Below are 26,082 nucleotides of genomic sequence, written 5' to 3'. Positions count from 1 at the left end.
TAGCAAATAATTTCGCTGAACTTTGGTAGCGTAAGAGATAGCGAAACCTTTGATACAATGGGTGTTGGTGAGAAGTCAATAATGGTTGTTTGGCCAGATTTTTTCTTCAGCCTATTTGGTATGCTTTCGGTAAATGGCTAATAATGTTAGTTTTTTCAACTGTCTATTAGCTAAATGGGTAATAGCTTTATACCTGTGGTCAGGGTAGCGTTAGCCTAAAGGGCCAAAACAGCACGGTTTGATAGGCGAAACGTGCGTAGTTGGCGCTAGGTTCTTGATTATTTATTGTAAAAGTAGGTGTTATGAGTAGCAGTGTATTGTCGTCAGTTGACCAAAGAACCAAGCTTGTAGGCGAGAACAGGCTTGAACTTTTGATGTTCCAACTGGGAACACGACACATTTTTGCCATGAACGTCTTTAAAATTAAGGAAGTTATAAACGTACCTAAGCTCAATATAATGCCTGGTTCACATTACAACCTGAAAGGGGTGATGAACTACCGCGGTACCTCCATTCCCATCATAGATTTGCGTCAGGCAATCAAAATGCGCGGGTCAGCCACACAGGCAACAGCTAAGAACGTTATCATCACTGAATATAACAGAAGCGTGCAAGGCTTCATTATTGGTGAGGTGAAAAACATAGTGAATACATCCTGGGGTACCATTCAGCCACCCCCTAGCGGCATTGGAAAATCTAATTATTTAACCGCCATAACTCAGGTGAATGTTGAGGGTAAACAAGAGCTAGTAGAAATCATTGATGTTGAAAAAGTACTCGCGGAAATCATCGATTACGACACATCTATTTCTGAAGAAGTGTTGGATAAAGAGATAGTTAACCACTTTTTAGGTAAAAAAGTGTTGATAGTGGACGACTCTAGCACGGCAAGAAAACAAATAAAGGATACGTTAGAGCAGCTTGGTATCACGATTATCGAACGAAAAAACGGTGCTGAAGCGTTAGCATTACTCAAAAAGTGGGCCGATGAAGGTAAAAATCCTACCGATGAAATTCTGCTCATGTTCACCGACGCAGAAATGCCAGAAATGGACGGCTATCGACTTACTTCTGAAGTGCGTAACGACCCGCGCATGAGCAGTTTGTTTATAGCCCTCAACACATCATTGAGTGGAAGCTTTAACGACGCCATGGTAGAAAAAGTGGGGTGTGACAGGTTTATTTCCAAATTCCAGCCCGATATGCTTGTTGACGTGGCACAACAGCGCATGCGTGAATACCTTTCATCACAAGCGTGAGTAGTCGCTTTCTACCCAAAAGGTGCTAGAGTTTGAAGAGGTGACGACCAGGTCATCTCACGTTCGCGTTATTTTATCCAAAAGCTTTGAGCATCTTTCCCCCCTGTTTTACACTATTACCAATTATCGCTTTACTAACACCTTTAAAATCAGCAAAGAATCATTCGCGATAGTGTCGTTATTGTTGTATCTGCGGGTAACCAAGCCGATAGATACTTTACTTACTCAGGGAAGTTTAAATGATTAAACAATTTTTTCGCACATCATTGCTAAGTTGTGCGTCTATCGCTGTTCTTGCGAGCTGTGGTATCACTGAATCAAAGACCGAGTCAGCAAACGTAAACAGTAGCCAAGTCAAAGGCGTGCCGAAAAATATCATTATGGTTGTCGCCGACGGTATGGGCCCTGCCTACACCACCGCTTATCGCAATTATGTAGATGATCCATCAACTCCGGAAGTAGAGAAAGTTGTATTTGACGACATTTTAGTGGGGAACGCGTCGACTTACCCCGCTCGTGTATCGGGTTTTGTTACCGATTCAGCAGCTGCTGCAACAGCGCTTGCTACAGGCGTAAAGTCATATAATGGTGCAATAGGTGTTGATGTAAATAAACAACCGGTAAATTCTGTTATGTATCATGCGAAGAGTAAAGGCATGCGTACCGGTTTGGCAGTAACATCTCAAATTGTTCATGCGACACCCGCGTCATACATCGCGCATAACGAGAGCCGTAAGAACTATAACGAAATTGCTGAAGATTTCTTTGATGTTCGCGCAGACGACAAGTTTGTCGCTGACGTGATGCTAGGTGGTGGAACTTCGTACTTTGAACGCGACGACAGAGATATCTTGGCGCAATTTATTGATGCTGGCTACGAATATGCCGATTCATATAATCGCTTGGCTTCAGTGCCAGCGGGAAGTAATGTGCTTGGTCTATTTGCTCCGGTAGCGTTACCTGCGGTACTAGATGACAAGCGCAAAAATCGTCTTGAATATTTAACTCAACATGCAATTAAACACTTAGAAAACGACAACGGGTTCTTTCTTCTTGTTGAAGCGAGCCAGGTAGATTGGGCGGGGCACGCGAACGATATCGCGTCTGCCATGGCTGAGATGCACGACCTTGCGTTAACTATGGAGTATTTGCGCGAGTACGTGAAAGCCAACCCAGACACGCTTGTTATTTTGACGGCGGACCACAGCACAGGAGGCCTTACTATTGGCGCGAACGGCGACTACCGCTGGAGCCCAGAACACCTTAAGTCAATGTCAGCCTCGGTAATGACGATTGCACTTAATATGGCCAATGAAGAAAACCCGGGCGAGTATGTTGCGCAAAAGCTTGGTTTATCACTCAGTGAAGAAGAGTTAGCTACGCTCAATAGCGTATCGAATCAAGATGACAAAACCCGCTTTATGGCGGTAAAAACCTTCTTAGACACAAAAACAAATACGGGTTGGACTACAGGTGGTCATACTGGAGTAGATGTTGAAGTGTTTGCTTTTGGTTCTGGCTACCAGTCGCTTATGGGGCAAATTGATAATACGGACATTGCAAAGACAATTTTCAGTTTTATTGATAAAAAGCAGCCAGTAAAAATCGATAATGACGCAAATGAAGTATCAAAGAAGGTATCAAGCAATATAGAGCTTACGTCAGATGAAGATGACGACGGCTTATGTGACTTCAAAGAAGATTGGCGCTGTAACTAAATGTCAGTGAAAGTGGATGTACTTAGGCTTTTGTAGCAAGGTAGATTATTGAAGCAAAACACATTCAACAAATTTAAAATGAAAGCGCCGGCGTTTTTTAACAGGCGCTTTTCTTTTATTAGCAGAAAAAATATTAGCAAAAAAGAGGTCAAGCCAGAAAATGGAAAGCGAAATGCTATCGTTACTGCAAGATATTTATGATGAAGTCGAGCCTATGCTTGGCATGGGTAAAGTTGCAGACTATATCCCAGCATTAGCAACGGTTAATCCTCGTCAGTTTGGCATATCTATTTGTGACATCAACGGGCATATCACGTCTATTGGTGACGCTAGCGTGCCGTTTTCAATACAAAGTATCTCAAAAGTTTTTAACCTTGTTTTAGCTATCAATCACTATGGTGAAACCATGTGGGAGCGAGTAGGGTGTGAGCCATCTGGCCTGCCGTTTAACTCTCTTGTGCAGCTAGAATATGAAAACGGCATTCCGCGTAATCCCTTTATTAATGCCGGTGCGCTTGTGGTCAGCGATATGGTGCAATCCCGCTTTGCATCTCCTTTCATTGCCATGCGAGATTTTGTTAGGCGCCTAAGCTGTAATGGCGATATCGTGGTGAATAAGGTGGTGGCAGAGTCTGAATACGAACATCGTTCTCGCAACGCGGCAATGGCTTATTTGATGAAAGCCTACGGCAACTTTGAAAACGACGTGGAAGATGTGCTTCGCAATTACTTTCACAATTGTGCGTTAGAAATGAGCTGTGAAGACCTAGCTCGGTCTACCAGTTTTCTTGCTAACGCCGGCTTCTCAACCTGCGCAAATGAGCAGGTGTTAACACCTTATCAAACTAAGCAGGTGAACGCGCTCTTGGCAACCAGCGGTATGTATGATGAAGCGGGCAGCTTCGCGTTTAAAGTGGGTCTGCCGGGTAAAAGTGGGGTAGGCGGCGGTATTGTTGCGGTCGTCCCTGGTCGATTTACCATTTGCGTATTTTCTCCAGCGCTTAATAGCGTGGGTAACTCTCAGCTGGGCGTGGCGGCTTTGACATCGCTAAGCGAACGCATTAATTGGTCCATTTATTAGGGGCTATTGCGCTTTGCTGTATATCAAAGGCCAACAAGCCTTAGTAGCCTGTCAATTCCATAAAGCCGCTCCCTGAATGGGAGCCCTTTATTTCAACTCGCCCCTCGTAATAAGGGAACAAGCTATTATTCCATTGTTTTCTCTTGAATGGGCTTATGGAAACGTCGATATTTTTTAACGGTATCTGAATACGCCAAGCGGTAGGAACAGAACGAGCCGACTCTCCCTTGTTAAATGTTTCATACGCCGTTGGCGTAATTGTCACGTTGGCTTGCTCGATGGTTTCTTTGGTGCCATTTTCCTTTATATAGCTAGCCGTTGTAAATATTTCGCTGTGTTCGCTTTTGCTATTTTTCATGTTTTCATTCATGGCATGCATGCGAAAGGCCATCAATTTACTTCCATCGTCTAAATGCAGCGAGAACCAATCCCACCCCATGGCTTCACTGTTGGCTAAGTGGCTTGTCCATTCGTGATCAAACCAGCCTTTGCCCGAAACTTTTACGCTATTGCCCTCTATATTTAACGTACCTTCCGCGTTAATAAACGGCTGGCTGTAATAGTAGGAGCGAAGGCGTTCGTCTTGTGTTTTTTTGCTATAGCCGTTATCCCCCTGTTTGATGAAAGGCCCAGAGGTGTTTAGGTTAAGCGCTACTTTGACGGCGCTAGCGCCCGGCGCATCATTTAATTTTGATAATGTCTCGGCAGAGGTGGCGGGTATTTTTTCACGTGTTTTGACCGAATGATCCTTGCGCTTTTGTCCAAAAGCGAAAGTTAACACGGACGGGAACATGGCTTTGTTATCAGCACTTTTTTGCGCCTGTGCCGCTTTCCAAACCCAATCGTCAATGACTGTCGTAAATGGGAGCTGATTCACATAGGCATTACCTACGCCGCCCCTTGCAAATCGTTCTTCGAAATAATGTTGTTCAGCGGTGTGTAGCGAAGCATGTCCCATCCATTGCTGGCCATTGGTCCAGTTTCTGGCGATATGTTTGTTAGCATAAGTACGGAGGTTATCTTCAGAGCTATAACTAGCACTGCTTTCGACGTTAGCTTCAGCACTACCTTCAGCATTGGCCTTAGCGCGTGATAGGGCTTGGAGATCAGTATTGAAACGAAAAAGCGTATATTGAAGGCCGAACTCTTGCCCGTCTTCAGCGCTTAACACAAACGTTAGGTACCACCACTCTAACTGAAAATCGGGATGACTTTTATGATCCCGCGGTAATTCAACAGTATAGCCCCGCTGTACTGGCGTAAAGGCGTCGCTTGACTGCATGTTTCCAAAGAAGCCGTTTGGCGTGGAGGTTTCCTGAATGTCGGTTTCGTTTTTTTTGCTCTCAGTACATGCACTCAACGTGAAAAAAATAGCTACAAGTACTAAAAAGATGTTGGCTTTAAATCGCAAAAATGCGGTGTTGGCGCTACTTAAATAGTTTGTCATAGCTGAACTTCCTGCCTTAAATCAATTTTCGGCTTAAGCTTTCCTAAAGGTAACAACAGCACCAGTGAAACAATAAGCAGCGATAACCCAACGCTTGAAAGAATAACCTGCACATTAAGTGAAAGTGGGTACACCCAGTTAAACGCATGCCGGTTTACTTGTTCAATAAAGACATAGGCCAAGTACACGCCAAAAGGAATGGCGAGTAAGGCTGAGATAAAACAAAGCAGCAGATATTGCGCAAACAGAGAAGCTTTTACTTTAAGCTGACTAACGCCAAGGGCACGCATGACGGATAACTGCGCTGCGCTGCCTATGGTTAGTACCGTCAGCGAAACAGCGAAGGCGACGCCCGCAACCAATAGGGTGGTAATATTTAGGCCGTCGGTTAATACAAAGGTACGATCAAAGGTCTGCATAGAGGTATCTAACAGCGCTTGTCGGGTATAAAGGGCAATTTCGCGGTGTTCCCCTAACTGTGATTTTAGCTGCTGTTCGAGGATGTCCTTTCCATAGGTGCTTTGTTTGTTGACGCCTATCACGTTAGTCTCAATAGGCGGCTCTGGATAAATAGCCATTACACCGGAAAAAAGTTGATCCCTGATCAGGGGCTCGTTTCGATTAAACGAAGGAAGAGGTACCAATATTTGCCCGTTTAGGTTCCCGTAGTCAGGATAGATACCTAGCACTTTCCATTGAGGAGTCGCTGCAAATACATTTGAATTCGACGAATTGTTTTTTGAACCGTGCGTTGAAACAGAAGGTTTATCTTGTGGCGAGCTATAATATGCCCCGTTAGATGCCTTAGCCGCCGAAGAACTCAAACTCGCTGTTTTACGAAGGCGAATATTTTCTATATTTAGCGTGTGGCCTAACTTAGCGTTAAGGGTAAACGCTACTTGCTGATTGATGAATACCCCTTTCCCTTCTGTAAACTCACGCCACACTGTGTTGAGGTCGTTGTTTATTACGTCATCGAGGACAAGCGCTCTTTTACCGTTTTGGTGAACGGGGTAGCTACTAATAGAAACGTAAGTGGGCGGGCTGTTGCTGACTTCATGTGTTTTGTTATGTGTCTCTTCATGAGCATGTGAGCCAATAACAGTTCCCTCTGCCTTGAGTAAAGGAGTTAAAGCAAGTAGTGGTAACGATGTGGTAGATAACGTTTCGATACGACTAAGTGGCACGTCGGTGTACAAATAGAAAGGCGCGTAAAGCCTTTGCGTTAACCACTGTTCAGTGGCGTCTCTAAAGCTGTCCGTCATGGTGTTCATACCAATATTTGCGGTTAGCGCGATAAAGAATGCACAAACGGCGAGACGGGTTTTGCTAGACAGTAAGTGCATATTAGCAATGACGTAGTGAAACACGGGCCACTGTCTTGGTACAAATCTAGTCAGCAGCTTAGACAAAATAGGTAACCAAAGAAGAATCAGCGCGCAACTGGTAAGGAGTAACAGTGCAACAAAGAAAAGTGCTGAAGCTGTAGAAGATACGAACCCCTCAGCGATAAATAACAGTAGTAGGGCACATAATGAGATAAGACCTACGGCAAATTGGCCTAACGCGTTTTCTTTTTTGACAGGCGCTACGGTTAGGGCATTTGAAAGCTTAACTATAGAAACTAACGAAAAAACAACCAGCGATATAAAGGTCGTTGTTAATGCGAAGCCGAAGGTGAAAAGCAGATTAACGTCTGGGTTAACAAATACAGCGTTAAACAACGACGTAAATGTACCGTTTATCACAGGTGACAACCATGACGCCGCTTGAAAACCGATGAACATGCCAATTGGAATACTTATTACGCAGTAAACAAGCAACTCGGTGAATAGGGCAACGCTTAAAATTCGCTGAGATATGCCCAGCTGCCGTAAACGAATGATGTTGGGTAGCCGCGTGCGGTACATTAAGTTTAGCGCGTTAAGTACTATAAAAAGCGCCACAACGCCCATCAGTCCACTCATCGCCCAAAGATTTAGTCTAAAACTATCTGGCAACGAACCGGTGTCATTGTCTGTATTGCTAGTGGTTTGCTTTACAGGTATTCCAAGTAGGGTTTCTATTTGGGTTAAATGCTGATGTGATAGCGGTGAAAATGCAATAAACCCGGAAAGTGGGACATAAGCTTTCTGTTGCTTTGCTTGTTTCTCTTGCGCGCGTTTAGCATTGTCAGGAATAACAGGCTTAACAGGTTCATCATTCTCAATCGTTACCCCGCCTCTGTAAAATTCATCGATAGAGATCAAAATTGTATTTTGCGGAGTAAAGCTGCTCACATACGCGCTTACCGTTGCAGGCCAATAGGGACTAGGCGCGGATTTTATATCGGTTTCATTGAGCGTGTCGTGACAGGCTAGTTTTGCGTTCGTTAAGGGGTGAATAAGCCCATTTACAGCAAATTCGCCCCCAGATTTTGAGCGTAATACGCGCCCGTCTGGCGTCTGCTGGTTTTCCATTTCACTAAATTTCTTCGCATTTTGCGATAAATAGGAAAGCGAAAAAGCACTATCGTTTTGGGCTGGCGCTTCAAAACCTCTCGTTCTAAATGCACTTCCCAAAAGAGGCTGAGTATCAATACCGAGCAATGTGAGAGTTTTTGTTGTTGTGGGCTTGCTGCCACTGCACGATAAAGTAACGTCCCGTTCAGCTATCGCAACAAGCTGGGTAAAACCCTGCATGCGAAGCGTGGCATAATGCCTTTGTGTAAAGCGAGTTCTGCTGTCTGCTGGGGTGATGATACTGCCCAAGGTAAGCCCTTGCTTCGACTGTAATAGTTCACCTTGTGTGGCGCCTTCATTTATAAGTAAAACGGTAACCAAGCCAGCATTGGCCAGTATAATTGCGGCCATGATGAGCAAAGGCTCCCACGGCCTGTGCCTTGCCATTGCAAGTAAGCTAGAGAGCGCTAACAGTAAAGTGCGTAGCACGTTATCTTCCTACTAGCTGTTTTCGGTGTGCTTTTCACAAGGCGCATATCGCTAACGTTTTTCACCTGTAATTAGCTTGCTGCTACTGATGAAGATAAGGTTTGTTCTGTAGTTTTATTTTTCACACTCTCTAATACCCCTTTATGTAGCCGCAAAGCGGCGTCTGCTTTTACTGCGACGTCTTGACTATGGGTAACTACAACAAGGGAGGTATTGGCTTCTCTACAGGTTTCAAAGAGTAGGTCTGACACGGTCTCGCTGGTGGTTTCGTCTAAATTTCCGGTGGGTTCGTCAGCTAAGATAAGCGCGGGGCGATGCACTAATGCTCGGGCTATGGCACAGCGCTGCTGTTCGCCTCCCGATAATTGGCTTAGCGGCTTTTGCGCTAAGGGTAAAATTCCGAGTTGCTCCATTAATGCTAATTGATAGCTTTTGTCAAAATTACCTTTTAGCCTTGAGGTAAAGGCAATGTTGTCCCAGGCATTGAAGCAGTCAAACAGGTTAAAGCTTTGAAACACAATACCTAAATGCTGTTTGCGAAAATTATCGATATCCTTCGCTTTAAATGTGTTATCGAGTTTGCTATTGCCAGCAATCGACAATCCATTTACCGAAATATCTCCTCCGTCGGGTGTCTCAAACCCTGCAATAAGCGAAAGCAAGGTTGATTTACCGCAGCCTGAAGCACCCTGAACACTCACCGATTCACCTGTCTTTACAGCAAGGTCAAGGTTGTTGATGAGCGGAGCCCCTGTCTGTGAAAAAGATTTCTTTAAGTCTTTTATTGTCAGCATAATTCGCCGTTTTGTAGTTAACCGTTTTGGTGTGAACATAAGGAAGCGAGAATGCACGCAATACGCAGTGCTGATGGCTTACTGCTAAAGGTGCTTTGCGCGCTTTATATTGGCGCTAGCATGCTCTGATAGAACGGTTTATTTTTACCATTGAAAGTATACGTAATACCCACGCTTTTTGGTTAAAAGCGGTGTGGAAATTTGGTGGGCTAATATTCTTGTGCGTTTTAGGGTATTGCTGAGGAGGCTTAGGATACCAGGTAGGTAGCAGCCTTAGTCGTAGGGCGGGGCGTTAAGCCCCTTATGATTTTCTTTTTACTGATTAATAAAGTTATCGAGCTCTTCGCCAGTAATTTTTTTGATTTGAGCAAATAAATACCAAAGCGCTGCAATAAGTAAAATCATGCTCGGGATCACAATGACTGGATAGCTAAGCGCTGTCATTCGGCCTAACTCTTCAGTATATGCCGTCGTGCCCGGCTCACTGACCAAAATCATCTTGGCCAAAATATAGTTGAGCGCTGAAGAGAGGAAAAACGAGCTCGCGACAATGTAAGAGCTTACCGCCACCTTCTTTTTAAACTCTGGCTGCTTTCCCTTGGCATCTAGTACCTGATTGAGGTGAGGCCAGTTTATGATCTGGTCGTTAAGAATAAGCATTTTGACCAAGGGTTTATTAGTGTATTGGGTCACTAACACCGCTATACCGATAATGCCCGGAATGGCCGCTTCTTTAATCGCAATATACTCTGCTGGCAGTTTAAGTAAGCTAAACCCACCAGTAAGTAACACGCTGATAATCCCAAGAACAGAAAAACCGTTTACTTTTCCCGACTCTTTTAAATCCCAAAGGCCATAACCAATAGGAAAGCTGAGTGCCGCTACAATGCTCCACGCAGGGCCTAGGTAATCTTCCGAACTTGCATAGCTCATTAGCACCACGGGAATAACAATGTTAAACGCGAGGTTGCCGAAAAAGCCTTGGTTTTTTTGTGTAGGTTCTTGTACTGCTGACATATCTAATTACAACGTCTTATCTTGAGGCTAATTATACGTAAACTAATTAGCGTGCCCAGTGCCATGCGGCAAATAAGCCACCAATAAAGCCAAACAAATGATATTCAAAGGAAATAAATTTGGATGTGGGAAGCACACCAACCAGCATTCCTCCGTACAGCGCTGCAACTACTAGTGAAATAAGCAAATACCGCACTTTGTTACTTCTAAAGCCTGCCAAAACGAGAAAACCGAAGTAGCCATATACCATGCCGCTTGCGCCAATATGCGTAGCTGTTCTGCCAAATAGCCATACGCCTAACCCCCCAATAAGCAGTGCGCTTAGCGTTGCGATGAGAAACGTGCGTTTTCCCCACTGCATAGTAAGCCACATAAACAGCAAAAGAGGCACCAAGTTAGCCATTAAGTGCGTGGGTGTACCGTGAAGGAAAGGGGCTGTGAATATATAGGGCAAGGTTGACAGTGTGCGAGGCACAACACCAAACTGATTAAGTGCATTACCAGTGAGTAAGTTAGCTACTTCTATTACAATTAATAGTGCACCTAACGTCAGCAATACGCGAATTTGAAATGAAAGCGGCTTCATATAAAGGCCCCTTAAATAGATTACAAAATAATATGGGGGAGGTAGCGAGAAAGGTCTTGGGTTATCGCTGAGGCATCTTCTCTAACCGAAATGCCCGCTGGCATGTCATCTACTAACCAACTACCTATAAGCGTATGATTACCTTCAAAAACAGGCAATGGTTCAAAAGCTTGAACAATAAAACCTTCTTCACCGTAAGGTCCGTCACTTAAAACGTTTTCAACACCACCTTCGATAATTGATACGTTGGCTCCCTCTCTGGAAAAGAGGGGCTTTTTAATCCACTTGCCGGACAAACTATTTGCATTTATTTCATCTGAAAAGTAAGCAGGAAGTAGGTTAGGGTGGCCTTCGAATTTCTTCCAAAGCTGAGGAAGCAGCGCTTTATTTGAAATGACTGATTTCCACGCGGGCTCTATCCAATTTACTTGGGCGTCTTCTAATACGTCGCCAAACTCTTCGCGCAGCATAAATTCCCAGGGGTAAAGCTTAAAACAATCAGTTATAGGGGCATCTTGAAGGTCAGTAAAAACGCCAGTGTCTGCTAACCCAATATCCTCGATAAAGACAAAGTCAGCCATAAGCCCAGCTTCTTTGGCGCAGTCTTGAAGGTATTGCACGGTTCCGCGGTCTTCTGCGGTATCTTTACAGCACGCCATATGCAGTTGATTTATATTGTAGTGCAGCGCAATTTCACGAAAGCGGTGGACTAATTTTTCTTGCAAGCTGTTGAACTGATCGGCATGCAGAGCAAGTTTACCTGCATCAACATTTTGAGAAAGCCACAACCATTGCCAAAAACCGGATTCATACAGGCTGGTGGGCGTATCTGCATTATTCTCAAGAAGTTTTGCCGGCCCTTTACCGCTGTAAACAAGGTCAAGGCGAGAGTACAAACTTGGGTCTCTTGCGTTCCAGCTATTGCGCACTAAATCCCAATGCTGCTCGGGGATGCAAAAGCGAGTAAGTAATTCCTCACTATTAACAACATCTTCGGTCACCGCTAAGCACATTTGATGTAACTCGGCTGTGGGGTCTTCGATGTCGTTTTCAATTTGAGCTAGCGTGAATTGATAGTAAGCACTTTCATCCCAGTACGGCTCGCCATACATGGTGTGAAAGTGAAAACCAAACTCGTTAGCCAACTGCTGCCAGCCCTTGCGAGGCTGGCAAGGCATTCTAAGCATAGTTATCCGCCCCAGCCGCCTTTACGGCTGCTGCTACCCCAAGACGATTTTGCACGAACGCTGCTGCCAAAGCCGCCCCGTTTCATGGTGCGGTTCACGGTAGGCTTAGGCTTATAAACGTCTTTGTTTACGCGATATTTTCTTTTGCGAATGTCGCCGTCGAACACATAGCCGTCTGCCGTTATCCAGCGTGAACGAAACGGTGAATTATATGAATAGGAAGTATATAAGGGCTGTGAGTAATAGCGATTTGGCGATAGCAGAGAGCTCACCATGTAGCCTGCCATGAACGGCATGAAAAAGCTGCCGCTACTATTATTCACATATTGGCACTGGTTAGGGCCAAATTCATGTTCGCAGTCGTACTCAGAGCTAAAGCGCGGACTGGTGCGCATGGCCTCGTCGACCGCTGTCTGGTAGGCAGCTTCACAACGCTCTACCGCATCAGGAAAATCCTGTTTACAGTCTTCTAGCGAGGTGTAAATGGTGGCGTCTTCTTTTTCGCCGCCACAACCACTTAAAATAACGCTGGCCACACCCAATGCTAAAGGCTTCACGCTAAAACCTTTGCGCATGCGACTAAGGTCAATATGTTTGGTGCGTTTCAATGCGGGCTTCTCACCTTGCACGCTATCAACAACATCAAGCTGAGTGTTTCGTTTATCAGTCATCGCTGCCCCCTTAATAGGTCATGCAAGCGGCATTGAGTAAGCCTACGGCAATAGACATGCTGGCAAGCATTACACCCGCAGAAACTTCGTTATTGTTTATGCGCTCAGCGATTTTCGGCATAAAGCTGAAACGCAAAATAGCAAACGCTAGGGATTGGGCAATTACAGCAACAAGCGCCCAAATAGCAAAATCTACTACAGCAACAGAGTTTGAAGCTGCGCTGCCCAGGGCAATAGCAAAACCGATTATAGCGCCACCAAATCCAATAGCTGCAGCTACATTTTTTTCTTCTTTTACCAGCTTCCATTCATCATGAGGTGTAACCAAGGCGTACACCAATTTGAAGATAAACAAGAAAACAATCGATAGGCCGAAGTACAGCGCAAAGTTATCCAGGCCGGCCAAAGAGTGCATAATGGTATCCATAGTTATTCCTTTTTTATTAACCGTTTATTGTGATGTCTGCAGGCTCAACATCGAAGCCTGTAGAAATCACTAAGCATCTGTCTAAATTGTTACCCACTTGCTTTTCTTCACCAACAACAAGCAAGGTTTCAACTCTGTCATTACTGATTGTGCGTTCATACAGCATCATAAACTGATCAGTAGTACTCACATCACCATCTTCTTCATAGGTAGTTTCAGTGACGGCAACAGGCGGTGACTCATCGCCCACTGCACCCCACACGCGGGTATAGACCTTGCCGTCAAGCTCATAGGTGGGCTGGCTGATAACGTTTTTCAAGCATTCGTTCCACTGAGCTGTGTTGCCAATGGTTTTTGTCTCATAAAAGTGCCAAAGTTTCACGTCAGTAATGTGGTTCTCTGATAGGCCACCGTCGGTTACCACCTGTAGAAAGCCATCATCGTCAGTGTAAAAACGAAGCAGGGTGCCGCCGGTATCCAATGGGGCTTCACCTACCGCTTGAATTAACTGAGAACGAGCTGCGCCTTCAATAGTTAGCTCGGGCTCTAGTAGCGAAAGTTTCAAGTTATCTAACTCGAAAGAACCACCTAAATAGAGCCCCATTATTTCTGGCGACTGAGGTTTTTTAGGCTCTGATTTTTTAAATAGTTTACTAAACATGTTTACGCCTCTTAATCAGCGTCCAGTGAAGACCAGTTTATTGCATTAATGCGTCGCTCTGCGATGTAAAACAAGGTGTCGCCTGGGTTTAACGTAGCATCTAACGGTGGGTTCACCACCATTTCTTTCACAAGGCCATTGGGTGCATAACCGATAAAGATAGCGTCGTGTTTACGCTTTAAATTGATAAATAACTTGGCAACGGAAATCGCTTGGCAACTTTGCGGTATTTTTACTGAAAATTGTGCTTGTCCTTCATCAATACTTAGCAAATCGTGATGAAGCATACTGGAACCTGGATCGAATGCAGCTTTGACCAGCATTTCTATTGCAACACTGGGTGTGCATTCCACTTTAGGGCAGTGGTCCTGAAGCAAACTAACTAAGCTGTCATCGTCGAAATAGGCCACTTGATGAGCATCAGGATTGCGCTTGGTGCAGTAAAGCGCAGTAGTCATGGTGACATCATCCTGCGGGTTATCGATAACAATAGTTTTGGCTGAGCTTACACAAGCGCGATCCATATCTTCGTCTTTGTTAAACGAATCTACTTTTACAAACTCAATGACGCCAGGCATGGGGTTGGTAATATCAGCTTTTACGCAAAGTACAATATCTGGGCGTTCAGACATTGCATCTCGTTCTTGAAGAATCAAGTCAAGCAGCATCATGGTGCGCTGCTCATTCCACCCAATCACCAAGATATGTTCATTAAGCATCAAGCTATTCATACCCAACAATCCTTTCTTCCACGTTAAAGAAACCCAAGCTGCAATTCGGCCAATTACCATGGCGAAGATACTCAAACCAAGCGGTATGACGTAAAGCGCTACAACTAATTTTCCCGCTGGTGTGACGGGTGACAGGTCGCCATAACCTACCGTTGAAGCAGTGACCGCTAACCAGTAGACAAAATCGGTTTTAGCAATTAAATCGTGCTCGTCTACAGCGTAAAGTAGCCAATAGCTTGTTACTGCGTAAAAGGCGGTGGCACCGACAATAGTGTACCAGCGTGACTCTGCAAAATATTGCAGCATGATTTTTCGCAGTTTTATCCATGGAGACATAAAAGAAACAGCCCTTGTTATGCGTGCCCTTACTCTGCCTTGAAGTACTTGATTTGTCTAGGTTAGCGCTTTACTTAACGGTAATTTACGCAGGAAATTATTGTAACAAGAATTAAAAATGGGAGCGCGTAGCTCCCATTTTTCTAACTTATTTGCCTAAAATTCGCGCTAGCTCGTCATCGGCCGAGGTTTTACCCCCTTTGATGCCCGCTTCTGCTAGGCGTTTTTCTAGGTCGCTGCTCGACTCCTCGCTAGCCAGTTCCTCGGCTGCTTGAAGTTCCGCGTTGCGCATCTTTTGTTTATCCTGAATGCGAGACAAAGACTCAGTCGCTGTCTTCATTTTGCTGTTCGCGCCCATATGGCGTGAAGATACTGCAACCTGCGCTTTTTGAACACTTTCAGTAGCTTTGACCATATCCACTTGCTGCTCCAAGCGACGCAAATTCGCTTTAGCTTGCTGAATATTATTAGCCAACTGTTTTTCAGACTGTTTGAACTGATCAAGATAGGTTTGTTCTTGCTCACGTTCTTCTTTCAGCTCTGACACTTTCTGTGCACAGTCAAGAGCAAGCTGACGATCATTATCTATCGCTTTACGCGCATGCTCTTCGTACTCGGCTATTGACGAATTGAAGCTATCCACTTTTTGCTGAGAAAGTTTACACTTTGCCAAAATCTGCGTTCGTGCATGATCAGACTTACGTAGTTCTTCTTTGGCTTCTCTGATTTCTTGTTCCAAAATTCGAATCGCCTGACTGTCTGCAACAGACTGCGCAGCTTCGGTAGCACCACCTTTTACTGCAGTAATTAGTTTTTTCCACACTGACATTCGCTTCTCCTTAAGAAGTAAATTTTAGTTAAGGTGTGTTTCGTAGGCATCTAAGAAAGATGCAACATTTTGAAACAGGGTTTCCACTTCAATAACGATACTTTCGGCTTTTGACTGGGCACTTAGCGCACCAAAGGCAGTGTAGTACTCTTCACCACCAATGTTTGAAATGCCTACCGTGGTCAAAGGGAACACCATATGAGTAGACAATATTTCATGATCTAGCGCTGGCTTATCTTTTACTTCCGACGCTGCAAACAAAAGACTCTCTACTAAGATCTGCTCTCCGCTGATAGCAAGCCAGGCATCTATGCCGTCTTGATTAGCAATAAGTAAGCAGTTTTCCTCACGTGTTACCACAAAGTCATCATGCTCTTTAAATAAGGCTTCGATGCTTTCCAGTTCCCAGCTCATACCTTTCTCCTTTAGTTATTAAAGCGATAATGTTGAAAACGAATGTCGTAAATGTGGTGCCCTATAACGCATTATTTAGCTTAAAACCGTGTTGAAACACAAAACTTAAAACCTAGCATTACCAAAAGAACAACCGCAGTTACTGTAACGACTATTTACGCCTTCGCCAATATCTTGACTTGCAGTGTAGACCTGTTGTGCCATAATCGTCAACATTAAATACATGCTATAAGTGTAAAAAAGTGTGTTTTTGTAAAATATACATCACATTTGTGTGGTTTTTTGGAGGCTGTGTGAACACAGGAAATACGCAAGGCGCTAAAAATGCGTGGCGGCAAACGGTAGCAAGAGTCGTGAAATCTGAGATGTCTGTGCGCGGCGTAAAATATCAAGCGCTAAGTCAAAGGCTTGAAGAAATTGGCGTGGAGCAAAGCGCAGATAACCTTAGAAATAAGGTGAATAAAGGTATTATGGGCGCAGATTTACTTCTGCAAATTTTGTACGTGTTAAAAGCGCGCCCATTAGATGCAGCGCTTTTAGAAGAAATCTTAACTGATCTTCATCAATAAACAGCGTAAAATACCGCCGCTTATAAGATATCGATTTTCAACTAACCTGCCATGCAAAGGAATTGAGGCTTCGCAATAACGTTGCAATAAGTGAGGGCAGGTAGGGAAAACAAGCAGATAAAAAAATACCCAGCAAGTGCTGGGTACGAATGATAAGGAATGTTTATGGGAGAACATCATCACTATCTGTGAGTATCTTAACCGATTAAGGAGTTAGGTGCTATTTAATAAGTCAAATTGTACGTATATTGGTCAATATAAAGTTATTTTATAATATACCTTAATTTTTAATGTATTAATAAATAACATTTTTTTAGTTTTTATTTTGACTTTGGTTTAATCTGTAAATCTATTTTTATTAGCCTTTAGTTGCAACTTAAATAGCACTTAATATTCTACTTTTGTCTAACTTTAACGCCGTGATTTAGTCGTATTTATGAAACTATCAGATTTTAGCTTCGAGCTACCCGAAAAACTTATCGCCAAATACCCAACTCAGCAACGTACAGCGAGTCGCTTGTTACATTTAGATGGGAAAACTGGCAATGTAGCGCACACGATGTTCGCTGACATGCTGAAATTTGTAGAGCCAGGCGACCTCTTGGTGTTCAACAATACGCGGGTTATTCCTGCACGTTTAATGGGCAAAAAGGAAACGGGCGGACAGGTTGAAGTGCTGATCGAACGTATAACATCAGACAATACAGCGTTAGCGCATGTTCGCGCGAGCAAGGCATCTAAACCTGGAACTACGCTTATTCTTGAAGAAAAAGTGAATGTTACGGTGACAGGGCGAGACGATGCGCTATTTATTTTACAGTTTGACCACGATGAGACCGTATTAACGCTGCTAGAAGCCCATGGCCACATGCCGCTACCTCCTTATATCGACCGTCCCGATGAAAGTTCAGACAAAGAACGCTATCAAACCGTTTACAACCAAAAGCCTGGTGCGGTTGCCGCGCCTACGGCAGGGCTACACTTTGACGATGCAATACTGGCGGCGTTAAAAGAAAAAGGCGTGAATTTGGCCTTCGTAACTTTGCACGTTGGCGCGGGTACATTCCAGCCTGTGCGCGTTGATAATATTCAAGAGCACAAGATGCATGCAGAGTTCGCCGAAGTTCCACAAGACGTTGTTGATGCAGTGCTAACCACAAAGGCCAACGGTAAACGAGTTATTGCAGTGGGTACAACCTCTGTACGCTCTTTGGAGTCAGCGGCAAAGGCAAGTGCAGAGCGCGGTGACGAGGAAGTTATTGCTCCATTTAACGAAGATACTGAAATTTTTATCTACCCTGGTTTTGAGTTTAAAGTAGTAGACGCAATGTTCACTAACTTTCACCTTCCAGAGTCCACGCTAATGATGTTAATCAGTGCATTTGCCGGTAAAGACAACGTAATGAATGCCTACCAAGAAGCGATAGAGAAAGAATATCGATTCTTTAGCTACGGTGATTCAATGTTTATTGAGCGCGCCTAAACACATTCGACCACGATACAAGGCATGTAAATCGGTATTTTGCAGGCCTTTCCAGCTTAGTTACAGATAAACATAGATACGGGGCATGATCTCAGCCAAATTACTGGTATAATCGCCGCCAATTTATTTTTATACCCAGCGCAGAAGCGCACAATAGTGGGAATGCTTTCACATGCAATTTGAGTTGTTAAAAACCGAAGGCCGAGCACGACGCGGTCGTTTGGTGTTTGAACGCGGTGTTGTTGAAACGCCAGCGTTCATGCCCGTAGGTACATACGGTACTGTTAAGGGAATGACCCCTGAAGAATTAAAAGACAGCGGTGCGCACATCTGTCTTGGAAACACGTTTCACCTGATGCTCCGTCCTGGTACGGGCATTATCCGCCAGCACGGCGACCTGCACGATTTCATGAATTGGGACAAGCCAATTCTTACTGATTCGGGCGGCTTCCAAGTGTTTAGCTTGGGTGACTTGCGTAAAATTACCGAAGAAGGTGTAACATTCCGCTCTCCGATAAACGGTGAAAAGATTTTACTTACGCCTGAAAAATCGATGGAAGTTCAGCGCGACCTAGGCTCTGACATCGTAATGATTTTTGACGAGTGCACGCCGTACCCTGCTACTGAACAAGAAGCGCGCGTTTCAATGGAAATGTCGCTGCGCTGGGCTAAGCGCAGTAAAGAAGCACATGGTGACAACCCAGCGGCACTGTTTGGTATTATCCAAGGCGGTATGTACGAAGGTCTGCGTGATGTCTCACTTGCTGGTCTTGAAGCGATTGGCTTTGACGGCTATGCCATTGGTGGCCTTTCAGTAGGCGAGCCAAAAGAAGACATGATCCGCATTATCGATCATACCGCGCCTAAAATTCCGGAAGATAAACCTCGCTATTTAATGGGCGTGGGTAAACCTGAAGATTTGGTAGAGTCTGTGCGTCGCGGCATCGATATGTTTGACTGTGTAATGCCCACGCGTAACGCGCGAAACGGTCACCTGTTTGTGACTGAAGGCGTAGTGAAGATTCGCAATGCGAAACACAGAAACGACACCTCGCCATTAGATGAGAATTGTGATTGCTACACTTGTAAAAACTATTCTCGCTCTTATCTACATCATTTGGACAAGTGTAACGAAATCTTGGGTGCGCGCTTAAACACCATCCATAACCTTCGCTACTATCAGCGTGTGATGCAGGGTCTTCGCGATGCGATTGACGCAGGTACGCTTGATGAGTTTGTACAAGAATTTTATGAACAAAAAGGGTTGCCGGTTCCGGCACTATAACAACGACAATATTTGGGGAATTTTATGAGCCTATTTATCTCTAACGCTTACGCACAGTCTGCTGGTGCGCCGCAAGGTGGCGGCATGGAAATGATCATCATGCTAGCTGTATTTGGTTTAATCTTTTACTTCTTGCTTTACCGTCCACAGGCTAAGCGTGTAAAAGAGCATAAAAACCTAGTATCGTCACTTAGCAAAGGCGATGAAGTGTTAACACAAGGTGGTTTGGTAGGAAAAATCACTAAAGTGTCAGAAGAAAAAGACTTCATTGAAGTTGCACTTAACGATTCAAACAACATCGTTGTTCAGAAGTCTTCAGTAACTGCTGTGCTGCCTAAAGGCACGATGAAGTCACTGTAAGTAACAAAAGCCGGGGCCGGGACGCTTCCCGGTACTGGCACGAAAGGATTATCCAGTGCTAAACAAAAACTCTATTTGGAAAGTACTGAGTGCACTCATTGTGGTTGCAGTGTGTGCACTTTATGCGCTTCCTAACATTTACGGTGAAGACCACGCCGTACAAATCTCAGCAGGCCGTGATGCCGTGGTGACAGATGCCACTGTGGAACAAGTAAAAGCCGCGCTAAGTGAAAAGAATATCTCTCCAAAACGTGTTGAGTTTGAGAACGAACAGATATTGGTTCGCGTTTCGGATTCTGATACACAGCTCATCACTCGCGAAACTTTAGAAAAAGCCCTTGGCGATGATTACTACGTGGCTATGAACCTGGCCCCTGATACGCCAGAATGGCTTGAAGGTTTAGGTGGGGCGCCGATGAAGCTAGGTCTTGACCTTCGCGGTGGGGTGCACTTCCTAATGGAAGTGGATATGACCGAAGTGATTGCTAAGTCGCTAGAAGATGCAGAAAGTGGTTTTCGTACCTCACTGCGTGAAGAAGGCATTCGCTATCGCGGTGTAAAGCAAGTTGACGATCATATCGACATTACTTTCCGTGATGAAGATGCGCTAGACAAGGCTGAGTTCTTTTTGCGTAACCAAAGTCGCGACCTTACCTTTAACCAGGTGGACGACTTAACACTTCGCGCTATTTTTGCTGACAGCAAACTTCAGGAAATTCGCGACAACGCGGTTAAGCAAAACATTACCATTATTCGTAACCGTGTAAACCAACTTGGTGTGGCTGAGCCGCTTGTACAAAAGCAAGGTGCCGACCGCATTGTCGTCCAGCTTCCAGGTATTCAAGACACCGCTCGTGCGAAAGAAATTCTGAATGCCACCGCTACCCTAGAATTCCGCATGGTAGACCAGAAGAACGACATCCGTGATGCATTAAACGGTCGCGTTCCCCCTGGCTCTCAGGTGATAGAAGATCAGCAGGGCATTCCTCAGCTGCTTGAAAAGCGCATTATGCTTACTGGTAGTCACATTATTGATGCAAATAGCGGTGTTGATGAGTACGGGCTTCCGAACGTAAACATCTCGCTAGACTCTGAAGGCGGTAATAAAATGTCTCGCTCAACCCGCGGCAACATTGGTAAGCCAATGGCTACGGTCTTTATCGAGTACAAATCTACCGGTGAGAGAAATGACGACGGTAAGCTGGTATTTGAAAAGCATGAGCAAGTTATCTCGGTTGCCACCATTCGTGCGCAACTGGGTAGCAAGTTCCAAATCACAGGTCTTGATTCACCGAAAGAAGCCCGTGACTTAGCGTTGCTACTTCGCGCAGGTGCACTGATTGCGCCAATTCAAATTGTTGAAGAGCGCACGGTTGGACCAAGCTTGGGTAAAGAAAACATTGAGCTGGGTATGCAGGCTATAGTGTATGGCCTGGCAGCGGTACTTGTTTTCATGTTGATTTACTATAAAGCATTTGGTGTGGTAGCGAATATCGCTCTAATTACAAACCTTGTTATGATTGTAGGCATTATGTCGATGATCCCTGGTGCAACACTGACGTTACCAGGTATGGCAGGTATTGTATTGACCGTTGGTATGGCGGTAGATGCAAACGTTCTTATCTTTGAGCGTATACGAGAAGAAATACGTGACGGCCGCAGCCCGCAGCATGCCATTCACCAAGGTTACGACAGTGCGTTTTCTACCATTCTAGATGCTAACATTACCACCTTCATTGCAGGTTTAATCCTGTTTGCCGTGGGTACAGGCCCAATTAAAGGCTTCTCGATTACCCTAATGATTGGTATAGCAACCTCGATGTTTACCGCAATCCTAGTTACGCGCGTTATTGTTAACGCAGTATGGGGCGGTCGACGCGTAGAGAAATTGGCGATTTAAGGAAGTAACATGCAATTATTAAAACTATCCGATACCGTCAATTTTATGCGCCTTCGCATTCCTGCGATGGTGTTATCAACGGTACTCATTTTAGGTTCGTTTGTATCGCTAGGCGTTAATAGCCTTAACTGGGGACTAGACTTCACCGGCGGAACGCTAATTGAAGTTGGCTACGAAGATGCGGCCAATTTAGAAGCTATTCGCGTTCAGCTTAACGAGTCGAACTTCGAAGATGCTATCGTGCAAAACTTTGGAAGTAGCCAAGACGTACTTATCCGTATTGCTCCTCGTGATGGCGTTAAAGCCGTGACTATTGGCGAGCAGGTGCTGGCTGCCCTGCGTGCTGACGGTACTGCGGTTGATATGCGTCGTATCGAGTTCGTAGGTCCTAACGTAGGTGAAGAGCTAACAGAGCAGGGCGGCCTAGCGATGCTAGTCGCACTTTTGTGTATTCTAGTTTATGTCGCGATGCGATTTGAATGGCGATTCGCTTTGGGGTCAGTATCGGCGCTAATGCACGATGTTATCCTCACGCTGGGTCTATTCTCGGTACTTCAAATTGAGTTCGACCTAACGGTACTAGCTGCGGTACTAGCGGTAATTGGTTATTCACTTAACGATACCATCGTTGTATCTGACCGTATTCGTGAGAACTTCCGCAAAATTCGTAAAGGTGAGCCTGTTGAGATTATCAACATCTCGCTAACGCAAACCCTAAACCGTACAATCATCACCTCATTAACTACGGTGTTGGTATTAGTTGCGTTATTCTACAAGGGGGGTGCGCTTATCCACGGATTTGCTACTGCATTGTTATTTGGTGTGGTAGTAGGTACTTACTCGTCAGTTTATATTGCGAGTTCAGTAGCACTTGCATTGGGTATAAGTAAAGAAGACCTAATGCCGCCACAAGTGGAAAAGGAAGGCGCAGATTTAGATCCTATGCCTTAGTCTTTCACGCTTGAGACGTACAAAAGCCGCATCTATGATGCGGTTTTTTTATGCTTTATTAAAAGAGGAATTAATTATTGATTAGGGGCTAATGCTTGTTTCAGCCCATCTTTATATCGCCTAGAAAGCGCTAATGATTGACCGTTATTGAGCACTATTGTTCCATCCCCCGTTTCTTCATAACTTATAGACACAATGGCAGGTATTCGCACTGCGTGCGACCGATGCACTCGCAAAAAGCCGTGATGCGCTCCTTCTTTACAAAACCGGCCAAGGGTATAACGCAAGGGATAAACGCCCATGTGAGTATGAAGGTTAATGTAGTTTCCCGAGGCTTCTACTCTCTGTATGTCAATGACTTGAACTAAAAACTCCTTATTGAGCTTCTTCACCAATAAATAGTCGGGTAAGGTGCTAGCCACGTTGTCATTCGATATCTGTGTTGTGTCGCGTGCAATAGGCGATGCTTCACCAATTAAGCGTTGATAGCCAAACCGTGTAATATAGTAAAAAGTAATCAGAGTAATATAGCCCCATACATCCTTTCGATATTCGTAGATGAACTCATTGAGCCATATCCCAAAGTCATAATTGCGTTCAGAGAATAAATAGACAAGCTTTCGAAACGCTACCATTAATGATACATGGGCTACTGAAAATAAACTTGCGAGAGCAAAATGCCATCCAAGCCATGTCGCTCCCACTTTTACTTTCTGATCGAGTGTACGTATAGCGATAATTAATGGGATGACGAGCAAAGCGGTACTCAAAGCACTCGAGTATTCCCAAACGAACGGCTCCCAAAGCGCTACGCTGTTATCGTCGCTTCGAGAAAATTCAGTCCAACTAGATACAGCATTGATCGAATTGTTTATAAACAAATAGGCTACAAGCAAAAAAAATGCAGCGTATTTATGTTTTGATTCAGAATCCCTTAGAAACTGACTCCATTTTTCATCCCAGTTATTCACCGCTTAACCCTTTTTCTCTTACTTTTCGTCACTTAGGCGTTTGCTGTCGGACGTCTATCACATTAGATGCAACACGTTAGTTAAGCACTATTGAATAGGAGTGAGGACATTGACGCAAGCATATGTTGGTCAGGAAGCAACGTTTGTTGACAGAACTTCAGAGGGGGAGACGAGTGAGAAGGCCGTGGTCGAGAGTCCTGTCACTCAGCGTTTTTTCGAATTGGATGCGCTGCGTGTCATCGCGTTTGGTGTACTCATTTTTTATCACATTGGAATGTATTACGTTTTAGAGTGGGGCTGGCATATAAAAAGCGACGTGCAATTTCCACTACTACAAGATGTAATGATATTGACCAACCAATGGCGTATGTCTTTATTATTTTTGATCTCTGCCATGGTATTTACTGTCGTGCTGCGCCGCGCTTATGACCAAACGACCTCTCGCTGGCGTGTATCACTTTTACTACTGGGGAAGAGGGCGTTGCGGATATTAATTCCTCTTGTTTTCGGTATGTTTGTTATCGTCGCGCCCCAAGTATACGTAGAGTGGACAGTAAGCGGAGCACTAGCCATGCCGTTTAGCGAGTTCTACGTTGCTTACATTAATCCAAATACTGACTTGTTTATCGACAAACAATCGGTAATTGGCTTACTGACGTGGAATCACCTTTGGTTTTTACCTTACCTTTTTGTGTATAGCGCTTTCATATTGCTGTTTTTCCCGCTTATCAGATTTGTGGAAGTAAGGGCGTTGAGAGTACTCGATAGTTTGGCGCTGTTTAGCGTGTTAGTGGTTACGATCATGACTGCCATATGGCTGGAGCTACGAGTAGCATATCCCACGTCTCACGACTTGCTTAATGATTGGTATAGTCATGCAAAGTACTTTTTTGTGATGCTGGTAGGTATTGTGGTTGTGCTTAGACCCGCATTGTATGCTGCAATTATGAGGTCCCGTCACGTAAGCTTAACCATTGCGATAGTACTTTACAGCGTCATAATTTTAGACCGTCACGACTTGCTAGGCCCTACAGGGCAGTTAATGGAATCGTCGCCTGGGTTTCGTGTTTTGGTTGGTGTAATCGTTGTACTTAATCACTGGGCATGGTTGGCAGCAATATTGGGGTTCGGTCGAAAATATTTATCTAACCCGAGTGAGGTGGTGATCTATTTGAACAAAGGCGTGTTGCCTTACTATATGGTGCATCAAACGATAATTGTGGTGGCGGCGTTCTTTTTGAGCTCCCGTGTATCGTCGACCCTCGGAGAATTTATTTTAATAACGCTAATAACCGTTGTGGGGTGCGCACTGACATACGAAGTCGCCAAGCGCTTTTTAATACTTAGATTTTTGTTTGGCCTAAAGTTAAATACCCGTCCACATAGCTCATTACCCACTCAGCGAGAGGTAAAGTGTTCGTAATCGCGGCGTGTTACCGTAGGTATAACGAAAACCAATAAGTGATAAAAAGAAAAAGGCGCTATGTCACGTCATTCGTGTCATAGCGCCTTTACTGTTTAACTGTGCTTGGTTTATCGGCTCAGTTTATGTGCTTACGAGCAACTTATTTGAGGTGCTCTTACTTAAGGTGCTTCTTACTTCAGGTGCTTCTTACTTAAGGTGCTTAACTAGGCCTTGAACAACCTTCACGCTACCAGCAACAATTTCGCCTTTGTGCAGCGGGTCGTTACCGCCTTTAAAGTCAGTTACCAAGCCGCCAGCTTCACGAACAATAAGCTCACCTGCTGCGATATCCCAAGATTTAATGCCGCGCTCCCAGTAACCGTCGTGGCGGCCAGCTGCAACGTAAGCAAGGTCTAGCGCTGCACTACCTGCACGGCGAATGTCGCCCACTTCGTGGAAAATTTTGTTTAGGCTTAGTGCATACTCGCCAAATTGAGATTTGTTCTTAAACGGCAGGCCAGTAGCAATAATGGTCTCAGTCAGATCACGTGGCTTAGACGCACGAATACGATAACCGTTAAGCTGTGCACCTTGGCCACGGCTTGCAGTAAATAGTTCGCTGCGAATTGGGTCGAATACAACCGCTTGATCTAAGCGACCTTTGTGAAGAAGTGCAATTGAAACGGCAAAGTGAGGAATGCCTTTTACAAAGTTGGTGGTGCCATCTAATGGATCGATGATCCACTGATATTCAGTTTCTGTGCCTAAAACTTCACCCGATTCTTCGCCAAGGAAGCAATGGTTCGGGTAAGACTGCTGAATTTTGGCAATAATTGCTTGTTCTGCTTCTTTATCAACTTGAGTAACGAAGTCGTTCAAGCCTTTTGACTCTGTCGCTACTTCATTATGTTTTTCAAAACCACGAACAATAACTGTTCCAGCCGCACGCGCAGCGCGCACCGCAATATTCAGCATAGGATGCATAGATAAACCACCAATTGTAAAAGACCAATGAAACAAACTAGCTGTATAAAAAATAGCTAGTTGCTTTCGAAAACGGGCGGAGTCTA

The 26,082-nt window shown here is 44.6% G+C and carries 24 protein-coding genes; 10 read left to right on the top strand and 14 right to left on the bottom strand.

Features of this window, described 5'->3' with window-relative positions:
• Positions 1–302: 302 nt before the first annotated feature.
• The 3 genes from ACXAGV_RS00815 (at position 303) to glsB (ending at position 4,058) form a co-directional block, all read left to right on the top strand.
• Positions 303–1,259, top strand: coding sequence for a chemotaxis protein CheV (locus tag ACXAGV_RS00815; RefSeq protein WP_474871003.1), 957 nt, complete (start codon positions 303–305; stop codon positions 1,257–1,259).
• Between the two features lie 239 nt (positions 1,260–1,498).
• On the top strand, positions 1,499–2,977 hold the full coding sequence (locus tag ACXAGV_RS00810; protein WP_474871001.1) for an alkaline phosphatase: 1,479 nt from the start codon (positions 1,499–1,501) through the stop codon (positions 2,975–2,977).
• A 172-nt stretch (positions 2,978–3,149) separates the two neighbouring features.
• Positions 3,150–4,058, top strand: coding sequence for a glutaminase B (gene glsB, locus ACXAGV_RS00805; protein WP_474870999.1), 909 nt, complete (start codon positions 3,150–3,152; stop codon positions 4,056–4,058).
• Between the two features lie 40 nt (positions 4,059–4,098).
• On the opposite strand, the gene ACXAGV_RS00800 is transcribed toward glsB, so the two are convergent.
• The 12 genes from ACXAGV_RS00800 to ACXAGV_RS00745 form a co-directional block, all read right to left on the bottom strand.
• The gene (locus tag ACXAGV_RS00800) at positions 4,099–5,505 is read right to left on the bottom strand and encodes a lipocalin-like domain-containing protein (protein WP_474870997.1); all 1,407 of its coding nucleotides are present in this window, start codon (positions 5,503–5,505) and stop codon (positions 4,099–4,101) included.
• Complete coding sequence (locus tag ACXAGV_RS00795; RefSeq protein WP_474870995.1) at positions 5,502–8,435, bottom strand: FtsX-like permease family protein; 2,934 nt, start codon at positions 8,433–8,435, stop codon at positions 5,502–5,504. The genes ACXAGV_RS00800 and ACXAGV_RS00795 overlap by 4 nt, the downstream gene beginning before the upstream one ends.
• A gap of 71 nt (positions 8,436–8,506) precedes the next feature.
• Positions 8,507–9,229: an ABC transporter ATP-binding protein gene (locus ACXAGV_RS00790; protein WP_474870993.1), complete on the bottom strand. Its 723-nt coding sequence runs from the start codon at positions 9,227–9,229 to the stop codon at positions 8,507–8,509.
• Between the two features lie 315 nt (positions 9,230–9,544).
• Positions 9,545–10,246: a VC0807 family protein gene (locus tag ACXAGV_RS00785; protein WP_179984079.1), complete on the bottom strand. Its 702-nt coding sequence runs from the start codon at positions 10,244–10,246 to the stop codon at positions 9,545–9,547.
• A 46-nt stretch (positions 10,247–10,292) separates the two neighbouring features.
• Positions 10,293–10,832, bottom strand: coding sequence for a rhomboid family intramembrane serine protease (locus ACXAGV_RS00780; RefSeq protein WP_025255942.1), 540 nt, complete (start codon positions 10,830–10,832; stop codon positions 10,293–10,295).
• Positions 10,833–10,852: 20 nt separating this feature from the next.
• Complete coding sequence (locus ACXAGV_RS00775) at positions 10,853–12,019, bottom strand: glutathionylspermidine synthase family protein (protein ID WP_474870991.1); 1,167 nt, start codon at positions 12,017–12,019, stop codon at positions 10,853–10,855.
• 2 nt (positions 12,020–12,021) lie between these two features.
• A complete protein-coding gene (locus ACXAGV_RS00770; protein ID WP_084081774.1) occupies positions 12,022–12,690 on the bottom strand; it encodes a DUF1190 family protein in 669 nt (222 codons plus the stop codon).
• A gap of 10 nt (positions 12,691–12,700) precedes the next feature.
• Positions 12,701–13,117: a DUF350 domain-containing protein gene (locus tag ACXAGV_RS00765; protein ID WP_474805668.1), complete on the bottom strand. Its 417-nt coding sequence runs from the start codon at positions 13,115–13,117 to the stop codon at positions 12,701–12,703.
• Positions 13,118–13,133: 16 nt separating this feature from the next.
• The gene (locus tag ACXAGV_RS00760) at positions 13,134–13,778 is read right to left on the bottom strand and encodes a YjfK family protein (RefSeq protein WP_474870989.1); all 645 of its coding nucleotides are present in this window, start codon (positions 13,776–13,778) and stop codon (positions 13,134–13,136) included.
• Between the two features lie 11 nt (positions 13,779–13,789).
• Positions 13,790–14,845, bottom strand: coding sequence for a potassium channel family protein (locus ACXAGV_RS00755; protein ID WP_474870987.1), 1,056 nt, complete (start codon positions 14,843–14,845; stop codon positions 13,790–13,792).
• 148 nt (positions 14,846–14,993) lie between these two features.
• Positions 14,994–15,674 (bottom strand): PspA/IM30 family protein, encoded by a 681-nt coding sequence (locus ACXAGV_RS00750; protein ID WP_118493215.1) that lies wholly within the window; start codon positions 15,672–15,674, stop codon positions 14,994–14,996.
• Between the two features lie 24 nt (positions 15,675–15,698).
• Positions 15,699–16,088 carry a DUF2170 family protein gene (locus ACXAGV_RS00745; RefSeq protein ID WP_014950192.1) on the bottom strand — a complete coding sequence of 130 codons (390 nt, stop codon included), beginning with the start codon at positions 16,086–16,088 and terminating at the stop codon, positions 15,699–15,701.
• Between the two features lie 293 nt (positions 16,089–16,381).
• On the opposite strand from ACXAGV_RS00745, the gene ACXAGV_RS00740 reads away from it, so the two are divergent.
• The 6 genes from ACXAGV_RS00740 to secF all read left to right on the top strand — a co-directional run bounded on the left by ACXAGV_RS00740 (position 16,382) and on the right by secF (position 22,636).
• On the top strand, positions 16,382–16,657 hold the full coding sequence (locus ACXAGV_RS00740; protein ID WP_474870985.1) for a DUF6471 domain-containing protein: 276 nt from the start codon (positions 16,382–16,384) through the stop codon (positions 16,655–16,657).
• A gap of 436 nt (positions 16,658–17,093) precedes the next feature.
• Complete coding sequence (gene queA / locus ACXAGV_RS00735) at positions 17,094–18,140, top strand: tRNA preQ1(34) S-adenosylmethionine ribosyltransferase-isomerase QueA (RefSeq protein WP_474870983.1); 1,047 nt, start codon at positions 17,094–17,096, stop codon at positions 18,138–18,140.
• Between the two features lie 172 nt (positions 18,141–18,312).
• Positions 18,313–19,425, top strand: a complete 1,113-nt coding sequence (tgt, locus tag ACXAGV_RS00730; RefSeq protein WP_014950189.1) for a tRNA guanosine(34) transglycosylase Tgt — start codon at positions 18,313–18,315, stop codon at positions 19,423–19,425.
• A gap of 24 nt (positions 19,426–19,449) precedes the next feature.
• Positions 19,450–19,785 (top strand): preprotein translocase subunit YajC, encoded by a 336-nt coding sequence (yajC, locus tag ACXAGV_RS00725; protein WP_014999069.1) that lies wholly within the window; start codon positions 19,450–19,452, stop codon positions 19,783–19,785.
• A gap of 55 nt (positions 19,786–19,840) precedes the next feature.
• The gene (gene secD / locus ACXAGV_RS00720; RefSeq protein WP_474870981.1) at positions 19,841–21,685 is read left to right on the top strand and encodes a protein translocase subunit SecD; all 1,845 of its coding nucleotides are present in this window, start codon (positions 19,841–19,843) and stop codon (positions 21,683–21,685) included.
• Between the two features lie 9 nt (positions 21,686–21,694).
• Positions 21,695–22,636, top strand: coding sequence for a protein translocase subunit SecF (gene secF, locus ACXAGV_RS00715; protein WP_474807064.1), 942 nt, complete (start codon positions 21,695–21,697; stop codon positions 22,634–22,636).
• Between the two features lie 74 nt (positions 22,637–22,710).
• Here the strand turns inward: secF and ACXAGV_RS00710 are convergent, their stop codons facing one another.
• Entirely contained in the window at positions 22,711–23,607 is an 897-nt protein-coding gene (locus ACXAGV_RS00710; protein WP_474870979.1) for a LytR/AlgR family response regulator transcription factor, read from the bottom strand.
• Between the two features lie 109 nt (positions 23,608–23,716).
• On the opposite strand from ACXAGV_RS00710, the gene ACXAGV_RS00705 reads away from it, so the two are divergent.
• Entirely contained in the window at positions 23,717–25,030 is a 1,314-nt protein-coding gene (locus ACXAGV_RS00705; RefSeq protein ID WP_474870977.1) for an acyltransferase family protein, read from the top strand.
• A gap of 189 nt (positions 25,031–25,219) precedes the next feature.
• Here ACXAGV_RS00705 and suhB read toward each other — a convergent pair whose 3' ends face one another.
• Positions 25,220–25,996 carry an inositol-1-monophosphatase gene (suhB, locus tag ACXAGV_RS00700; RefSeq protein WP_474870975.1) on the bottom strand — a complete coding sequence of 259 codons (777 nt, stop codon included), beginning with the start codon at positions 25,994–25,996 and terminating at the stop codon, positions 25,220–25,222.
• Between the last annotated feature and the right edge of the window lie 86 nt (positions 25,997–26,082).

The sequence above is a fragment of the Alteromonas sp. ABH4_453 genome (genome assembly GCF_056160665.1).
Note: the sequence above shows the minus strand (reverse complement) of the source record. Positions and strands in the feature narration are given on the sequence as shown.

Coding starts and splice junctions, on each gene's coding strand:
- secF (WP_474807064.1), top strand. CDS start 21,695: ATGCAATTATTAAAACTATCCGATACCGTCAATTTTATGCGCCTTCGC.
- ACXAGV_RS00815 (WP_474871003.1), top strand. CDS start 303: ATGAGTAGCAGTGTATTGTCGTCAGTTGACCAAAGAACCAAGCTTGTA.
- ACXAGV_RS00780 (WP_025255942.1), bottom strand. CDS start 10,832: ATGAAGCCGCTTTCATTTCAAATTCGCGTATTGCTGACGTTAGGTGCA.
- tgt (WP_014950189.1), top strand. CDS start 18,313: ATGCAATTTGAGTTGTTAAAAACCGAAGGCCGAGCACGACGCGGTCGT.
- ACXAGV_RS00800 (WP_474870997.1), bottom strand. CDS start 5,505: ATGACAAACTATTTAAGTAGCGCCAACACCGCATTTTTGCGATTTAAA.
- yajC (WP_014999069.1), top strand. CDS start 19,450: ATGAGCCTATTTATCTCTAACGCTTACGCACAGTCTGCTGGTGCGCCG.
- suhB (WP_474870975.1), bottom strand. CDS start 25,996: ATGCATCCTATGCTGAATATTGCGGTGCGCGCTGCGCGTGCGGCTGGA.
- ACXAGV_RS00760 (WP_474870989.1), bottom strand. CDS start 13,778: ATGTTTAGTAAACTATTTAAAAAATCAGAGCCTAAAAAACCTCAGTCG.
- ACXAGV_RS00785 (WP_179984079.1), bottom strand. CDS start 10,246: ATGTCAGCAGTACAAGAACCTACACAAAAAAACCAAGGCTTTTTCGGC.
- glsB (WP_474870999.1), top strand. CDS start 3,150: ATGCTATCGTTACTGCAAGATATTTATGATGAAGTCGAGCCTATGCTT.
- ACXAGV_RS00790 (WP_474870993.1), bottom strand. CDS start 9,229: ATGCTGACAATAAAAGACTTAAAGAAATCTTTTTCACAGACAGGGGCT.
- queA (WP_474870983.1), top strand. CDS start 17,094: ATGAAACTATCAGATTTTAGCTTCGAGCTACCCGAAAAACTTATCGCC.
- ACXAGV_RS00765 (WP_474805668.1), bottom strand. CDS start 13,117: ATGGATACCATTATGCACTCTTTGGCCGGCCTGGATAACTTTGCGCTG.
- ACXAGV_RS00755 (WP_474870987.1), bottom strand. CDS start 14,845: ATGTCTCCATGGATAAAACTGCGAAAAATCATGCTGCAATATTTTGCA.
- ACXAGV_RS00745 (WP_014950192.1), bottom strand. CDS start 16,088: ATGAGCTGGGAACTGGAAAGCATCGAAGCCTTATTTAAAGAGCATGAT.
- ACXAGV_RS00810 (WP_474871001.1), top strand. CDS start 1,499: ATGATTAAACAATTTTTTCGCACATCATTGCTAAGTTGTGCGTCTATC.
- ACXAGV_RS00770 (WP_084081774.1), bottom strand. CDS start 12,690: ATGACTGATAAACGAAACACTCAGCTTGATGTTGTTGATAGCGTGCAA.
- ACXAGV_RS00750 (WP_118493215.1), bottom strand. CDS start 15,674: ATGTCAGTGTGGAAAAAACTAATTACTGCAGTAAAAGGTGGTGCTACC.
- ACXAGV_RS00775 (WP_474870991.1), bottom strand. CDS start 12,019: ATGCTTAGAATGCCTTGCCAGCCTCGCAAGGGCTGGCAGCAGTTGGCT.